We start from the raw sequence: 6,669 nt of genomic DNA on the forward strand, positions 1-6,669 counted from the left end.
TCAGACCACCCCGTCCCGGGACGCGGCGATCCGGTCGAGGTGCTCGCGGGCGGCGGCGTGCGCGCGCTCGATCCGGGCGGGCACCGCGGAGAAGTCGCGGTAGCGCAGGTTGCCGGCGCCGGGCGGAGCCGAATCTCCCGCGGGCAGCACGTGCACCGTGACGCCCGACGGCAGCGCGGCGAGGTCGGCGGCGAACCGGTGCCGGCGGGCGATCTCGAAGGCGACCGTGGCCACCTCCCACGGCCGGGCCGGCGGGCGCAGCGGGCGGTCGATCCGTCCGACGTGCAGCACGTAGACGGTGTCGGCGCCGAGCGCGACCGCCCGGCCGACCGGGATGCTGTGCACCAGTCCGCCGTCCAGGTAGTGCTCGCCGTCGATCTCCACGGGCGGCAGCAGCCCGGGTACCGCGCAGGAGGCGAGCACCGCCTCGACCAGTGCGCCGTCGGTGAACCAGCGTTCGGCGGCCCGCTCGATGCTGGCCGCGACGCACTGGAACGGGACCCGCAGCTCGGCGAAGGTCTGCACCGGCAGGTGCGCCTCGAGCAGCTCCCGCAGTGGCTCACGCGGGTGCAGGTGGGTGCGGGTCCGCGCCAGGGTGCCCAGGCGGGCCAGCACGGACCCGGCGAAGATCTGCCGGGAGGCCAGCTCCTCCCACACGGCGCGCAACCGGTCCACCGCGCTCGGCGCCGGGTCGGCGGCGACGAGCGCGCCGTTGATGGCGCCCACCGACGTGCCCACGACCAGGTCCGGCCGCACGTCGTGCTCGAACAGCGCCTGCAGCATCCCGACCTCGGCCGCGCCGAGCACTCCGCCGCCACCGAGGACGAATGCGGTGCCGCCCCGGCCGGCGGGCACCCGCGGCGAGGCCATGGCCGCATCGTGCCACCCGCGGCGGGAGCGGAGCAGCTGGAGGGGATCCCCAGGACGGCGGGGCTCGTACCGCGCCCCCGCAGCGTGACGGAGGAGGGACCGGGACGGCGCCGGGCTTCCCGAGCCCGGCGGCGGTCATGACGCAGCGTGGTGGTGTGCGGCCGCTCCGGCAGCACGCCCCGAGCCGGCTCCGGCCTCGCCCCGACCCGCGCGTGGACACCGGGTGGTCGTCCCGTCGCACGCGGACGCTGTGCAGGCCCTCGTGCCTCGCTCCCCTGCCCCGCGGTCTGGACGGTCGACATGGTGCTCACGGTTGGACGCCTCCGCGGCAGGCCCGCTCCCGCCCTCGTGGTCCTGCTGCTCGCGCTGGGGGTGCTGGCCGGCACGGCGACCACCGCGAACGCCGGTCCGCCATCCGGTGGCGGGGGCCCGGTCGCCTACACGGGCGAGCTGACGCCCGAGCAGCTGGACCTGGTGCTGGACAGCGGGCTCGACCGCCGCGAGGTGCTGACCGCGCCCGGTGCTGCCCCCGGTTCGGTACGGGTGGAGGTGGTGCTCGGCGAGCGCAGGGCGGACGCCCTGCTGGCGCAGGGGGTGCCGCTGCAGGCGCGGGCGGCGACGGCGCAGACCGCTGCGACGGCGGCCGGTGTCTTCCGGCCGTGGAGCGGTGCGGGCGGGCTGCGTGCGGAGTTCGTCGCGCTCGCGGAGGCGCACCCGGACCTGGTGGAGCAGGTCGTGATCGGCCGGTCCGTCACCGGGCAGGAGATCCTCGCCTTCAGGGTGACCACCGATGCCCCACGGGTGCCCGACGGTCACCGCCCCGCGGTGCTGTACGTCTCGGCCCAGCACGCGCGCGAGTGGATCACCCCGGAGATGACCCGGCGGCTGGTGCGCCACGTCCTCGACGGCTCCCGCACCGACACCGGACTCCGCGACCTGCTGGACCGCACCGAGCTGTGGTTCGTCCCCGTGGCGAACCCGGACGGCTACGACCACACGTTCACCACCGAGCGGTTGTGGCGCAAGAACCTGCGCGACAACGACGGCGACGGCGTGATCACCGAGGTCGACGGCGTCGACCTCAACCGCAACTTCCCGACCCGCTGGGGCTACGACGACGAGGGCTCGTCCCCGTCGCCGGACAGCGAGGTCCACCGTGGCCCGGCGCCGTCGTCCGAACCCGAGACGCGCGCCCTCGACGGGCTCCTGCGCCGGGTCGGCTTCGAGTTCCTCGTCACCTACCACTCCGCGGCAGAACTGCTCCTCTACGGCACCGGCTGGCAGGTCGCCACCCCGACGCCCGACGACGTCGTCTACGAGGCTCTGGCCGGCGACGACGCCGCTCCGGCGGTGCCCGGCTACGACCCGGACATCTCCGCCGAGCTCTACACCACCAACGGGGAGACGACCGAGCACGCGCAGGAGGCCTACGGCACGCTGGCGTTCACGCCCGAGATGGCGACGTGCCAGACGGCCAGCGCAGCCGACCCGGGCGACGCCTTCGAGCCCGGCGCCTGCGGGAGCGTGTTCGAGTTCCCCGACTCGGAGCCGCTGGTCCAGGCCGAGTTCGACAAGAACCTCCCCTTCGCGCTGGCCGTGGCCCGATCGGCGCAGGACCCGTCGAACCCCGTCTCGGTCGTGGGCCGCACGGTGCCGGACTTCGTGCTCGACCCCTTCCCCGTCTCCTACGGGACCCCGCAGACGGTCGCCGTCACGGCCCGGCGCGACCTGCGCGACGTCGAGCTGCGCTACCGGGTCGACGGCGGGCCCGAGGAGCGCGCCGGCGTGCGCGAGTGGGCCGGCGGCGAGCGCTACGGGGACGAGGGCGACACCTACTACGCGGAACTCCGCGGGGAGGTCCGCGGCGCGAGCGCGGGACAGGACGTCGAGGTGTGGTTCACCGGCGTGCGGCCCGGCCGCGGCCTGGTCACCAGCGAGCGGTTCAGCTACACCGTGGGGCACGACGGCGGGTCGGTCCTGGTGCTGGCCAACGAGGACTACGAGGGCTTCAACCCCGGCGAGCCGGGTGCCGCCACCGCACCCCGGTACGCGCAGCAGTACGTCGACGCGCTCACCGACGCCGGGATCGACTCCGCCGTGTGGGACGTGTCCGCGGAGGGCGTGCCCCACGACCTCGGCGTGCTCGGCCACTTCGACAGCGTGGTCTGGTACCTCGGTGACAACCGGCTGACCCAGGACGCCGAGGACGTCCTCACCGACGTCCTCGGCGCGCCGCTGGAGGACGCGGCCGTCGCCGAACGACAGCAGTTCTTGACCCTGGCGGTCCGCGACTACCTCAACGGGGGCGGCACCCTCGCGCTCGCCGGTGAGACGGCGGGCTACCACGGGGCCCTCGGCACGGGGCTCGGCGGCATCTACTACGCACTGGACGGCGCGCCGGACCAGGACTGCGTGGTGACGGCCGACCCCTTCAGCGACTGCCTGCTGCTCGCGGACGACTTCTTCCAGTACTACCTGGGCGCGTTCACCCGGTCGCCGCGTGCGGCGCCGGAGTTCCTGGACGGCACGGGCGCGCCGATCGGCGGGACCAGCACGCAGCTGGCGGCCACGCCGAGCAACCCGATCGACGAGGCCGGGACCTTCGTCCCCACGAGCGCCGTCCTGACCCCGGACCGGTTCCCGCAGTTCGCGAGTGCCGTGTCCGGCGAGTACCGGGGCGGCCCGCCCGGCAGCCTCGAGACCTTCGAGGGCGAGTGGTTCGCCGCGGCAGCGCACGCCGACAACTCGTACATGCGGCTCACCCGCACCGTCGACCTCACCGGCGTTCCCGCGGCGCAGACGCCGACGCTCGAGTTCGCGCTGTCCCACGACGTGGAGGCCGGCTACGACAACGTCGTCGTCGAGGCCCACCCCGTCGGCACCGGTGCCTGGACGACGCTGCCGGAGGTCGGCGGGCTCAGCGACAGCGAACCGCCGACGGGGTGCGAGACCGGGCTGCTGCTGGAGCGGCACCCGTTCCTCTCGCACTACCTGACCGGCGGCGACCCCTGCCAGCCGACCGGGACCACCGGCGCGTGGAACCGGATCACCGGCACCTCCGGAGGTTGGCAGCAGGTCGGCTTCGACCTGTCCGCCTACGCCGGCGGGCAGGTCGAGGTGGCGATCAGCTACGTCACCGACCCGGCCACCGGCGGGGCCGGCGTGTTCGTGGACCGGACGCGCCTGGTGGTGGGTGGCACGGCCGTCGAGCCGCAGGGCTTCGAGACCGACCTCGCGCCGTGGACGGTGCCCGGCGCGCCCGACGGCAGCCCCCCGAACGCCGGGGACTTCGTGCGGGCGCAGTCGCAGGTCGGGGGGGCGATCACCACCGAGGACACCGTGCTGCTCGGCTTCGGCATCGAACAGGTGCCCGACCCGGCCGCCCGCGCAGCGCTCCTCGGGGGGATCGTCCGCGGTCTCACCACCGCGTCACCGACGGCGGGCTGAGGCCCTCGCACCCCGGGCGTCCGGAGGTAGCCGCCGGGGCGACCGTTGCCTCGACGTCGTGACACCGCGTCCTGCCGGCGCGTGGCGGTGGGGACGTGACGGCGTCCGGCGACGGGTCCGGTGGCCGAGGGGTGAGGCCTACCTGCGCCGGGTGCCCCGGCGCAGCGACGAGATGCCCACCGCCACCACTCCCCAGAAGCCGCTGGCGGGCATCACAGCCGAACCCACGACGCCGGTCACGGTGAGGACCCCGCCCGCGGCGCGCTGGGCGGCGAGGTCACCGAGCGACTCGGCGGATCGGAGGAGCCGCCCGCTGAGCCACAGGGTGGGCGCTGCGGCCATGAACCAGAACGCGGTGGCCCGGTCGCCCAGGTCCGGCACGGAGTGGATCAACCCGTCCCGGGCGATCTGCGCCAGCGGCTTCCGGTACAGCACCACGCCGACGACCGCGTGCACCAGACCGAGGCCCTGCAGCCACCACCCAGGTGATCGAGGCGACACGGGAAGACCATAGGTGGCGGAGCCTCCCGGACGACAGGGTGCAGCCGGGGTGCGACCTGGGGAGGTCGCCGGTCCGTCGAGTGCGGGAACCGCCGTGCTCGCACCCCGTCACGCCCGAGGGCTCACCCGTGGCGGTCGTTCCAGGTGGTGGCGTCCCGGGTGAAGCCGTCGAGCCAGCTCCGTACGGCGTCGAGCACCTCATCGGGTGACGACGTCACGGCGACCGTCACCTCCTCCGCAGGCGTCCCTGCGGTGGCGCCTCGCAACGTGAGGAGCCGCGCCCGGAACTCCCGGGAGCCCTCGAGCCAGACGCGGATGAGCAGTGCCGCACTGGGGTCGACCACGTCGCCTCTCCTCTGGGGTACCACGCAGCGTTGCAGAGCCCGGCTTACGAGAACAGCGCGATCCGGTCAACGTGCGAGAAACCATGCTGGGAGATCGGGCCCCGTGGCGCAGTCCCCCGTACGGATGACCCACCGACGCGGCCGGCGTCGCAGCCGGGCATGCTGCGCGCGGGACGCCAGGACCACGCCGGCCGACCACGGGGGCGTCGTCGTCCGACGCAGGAGCGGGAGCGGCGCGGGCTCGCCGGGGCCGCCCGTCCCGCGGACCGGTCTCCAGCTGCGTGCACCGCCGCGGCGGGTCAGGCCGGCGCACCCCCGCCGGTCGGACGCCGTCCGAGCCGCGCGGGGACCACCGCGCCGGGCCGGATCACGGCTGCCTGCAGAGCCGGGCGCTCTCCGGGGAGCGCCCGGCGGACCCGCGGGATGTCCTGGACCAGCCGGGTCATCTGCTCCGTCGGGAGCACGCCCAGCTCCTCGTGCACCAGCGTCCGGAAGAAGTCGTAGGCCCGGAGGGCCTCCGCCAGGTTCCCCTGGGCCAAGTGGACACGGACCACCGTCCGGTGGGCGCTCTCCCGCAGCGGTTCGGCGCGGACCGCGGCATAGGCGGCCTCCAGGGCCTCGCAGTGGCGGCCGAGGAAGGCGAGTCTCGCTGCCACCGCCTCCAGCCCCTGCATGCGGAGCTGACGCAGCCGCTCACGTTCGAGGAGGACCCAGTCGTCGTACCAGCCGGGCAGCAGATCGCCGAGGAGCGCCGCGTCGGGGAGCGCGACGTCGTCGGCACCTCCGGGAGGGGCGATCGCTTGCTGCGCCCAGGCGTTGAGCTCCCGGACGTCGACACGGACGTCGGCCGCCAGCCGGAGTGCACTCCCCGACACCTCGATGAGGCCGGGCGCCACCTTGTTGAGCCGCCACAGCGCCGACCGCAGGCTCCCGTGCGCGTGCGCCTCCGGCACGTCGGGCCACAGGTGGCCGGCCGTCGCGGTCCGGGTCGGCCCGTGCGACAGGCACAGGTGCGCCACCAGTCGCTGCACCCCGCGCGGCAGGTCGGCGGTCGACCGCCGGTCGAGGCCAGGGACCTCGAGGCCGAAGCCGTCGAGCAGCGTGACGCGGGTGGCTGGTGGAGGGTCCACGGAACTCGTCCTTTCTCTCGGTCGAGCAACCGGACCCGTGACGGCCCAGGGGTCCCGTCTCCCGGCTCCGGTCGCGTCGCTCGGACCACCGACCTGCGCCGGGGGTCCGGTACTGCTGAGTCGTACCGCTGCCGCTCCGATACCAGCGGGCAGCCGGCACGTCACCACCGACGGAGCCTCGACCGTGCCGGCCGACGGGCTGCGTCAGTGCCGTCGCCGGCGGGCGGCGTCGCCGTGCGAGAGGCGGCCGGCCGCCCACGTGGGCGGGGTCGTGCGCCCGATCCCCCCCCCCCCCCCCCCCCCCCCCCCCCCCCCCCCCCCCCCCCCCCCCCCCCCCCCCCCCCCCCCCCCCCCCCCCCCCCCCCCCCCCCCCCCCC

5 protein-coding genes are annotated in these 6,669 nt (G+C 75.3%); 1 reads left to right on the forward strand and 4 read right to left on the reverse strand.

Annotated elements, in window-relative coordinates:
• Complete coding sequence (locus tag BMW27_RS01965; protein WP_091438252.1) at window positions 1-870, reverse strand: patatin-like phospholipase family protein; 870 nt, start codon at window positions 868-870, stop codon at window positions 1-3.
• Window positions 871-1,170: 300 nt separating this feature from the next.
• Here BMW27_RS01965 and BMW27_RS01970 point away from each other — a divergent pair, with 300 nt between their 5' ends.
• Window positions 1,171-4,317 (forward strand): M14 family metallopeptidase, encoded by a 3,147-nt coding sequence (locus tag BMW27_RS01970; protein ID WP_091438255.1) that lies wholly within the window; start codon window positions 1,171-1,173, stop codon window positions 4,315-4,317.
• A 138-nt stretch (window positions 4,318-4,455) separates the two neighbouring features.
• Here BMW27_RS01970 and BMW27_RS01975 read toward each other — a convergent pair whose 3' ends face one another.
• The 3 genes from BMW27_RS01975 to BMW27_RS24240 all read right to left on the reverse strand — a co-directional run bounded on the left by BMW27_RS01975 (window position 4,456) and on the right by BMW27_RS24240 (window position 6,292).
• Window positions 4,456-4,818 (reverse strand): DUF6463 family protein, encoded by a 363-nt coding sequence (locus tag BMW27_RS01975; protein ID WP_245743253.1) that lies wholly within the window; start codon window positions 4,816-4,818, stop codon window positions 4,456-4,458.
• A gap of 122 nt (window positions 4,819-4,940) precedes the next feature.
• Window positions 4,941-5,162 (reverse strand): hypothetical protein, encoded by a 222-nt coding sequence (locus tag BMW27_RS01980; protein ID WP_091438262.1) that lies wholly within the window; start codon window positions 5,160-5,162, stop codon window positions 4,941-4,943.
• Between the two features lie 299 nt (window positions 5,163-5,461).
• Window positions 5,462-6,292 carry an AfsR/SARP family transcriptional regulator gene (locus tag BMW27_RS24240; protein WP_091438265.1) on the reverse strand — a complete coding sequence of 277 codons (831 nt, stop codon included), beginning with the start codon at window positions 6,290-6,292 and terminating at the stop codon, window positions 5,462-5,464.
• Between the last annotated feature and the right edge of the window lie 377 nt (window positions 6,293-6,669).

The sequence above is a fragment of the Geodermatophilus poikilotrophus genome, from assembly GCF_900111455.1.
Taxonomy (GTDB): Bacteria; Actinomycetota; Actinomycetes; order Mycobacteriales; family Geodermatophilaceae; genus Geodermatophilus; species Geodermatophilus poikilotrophus.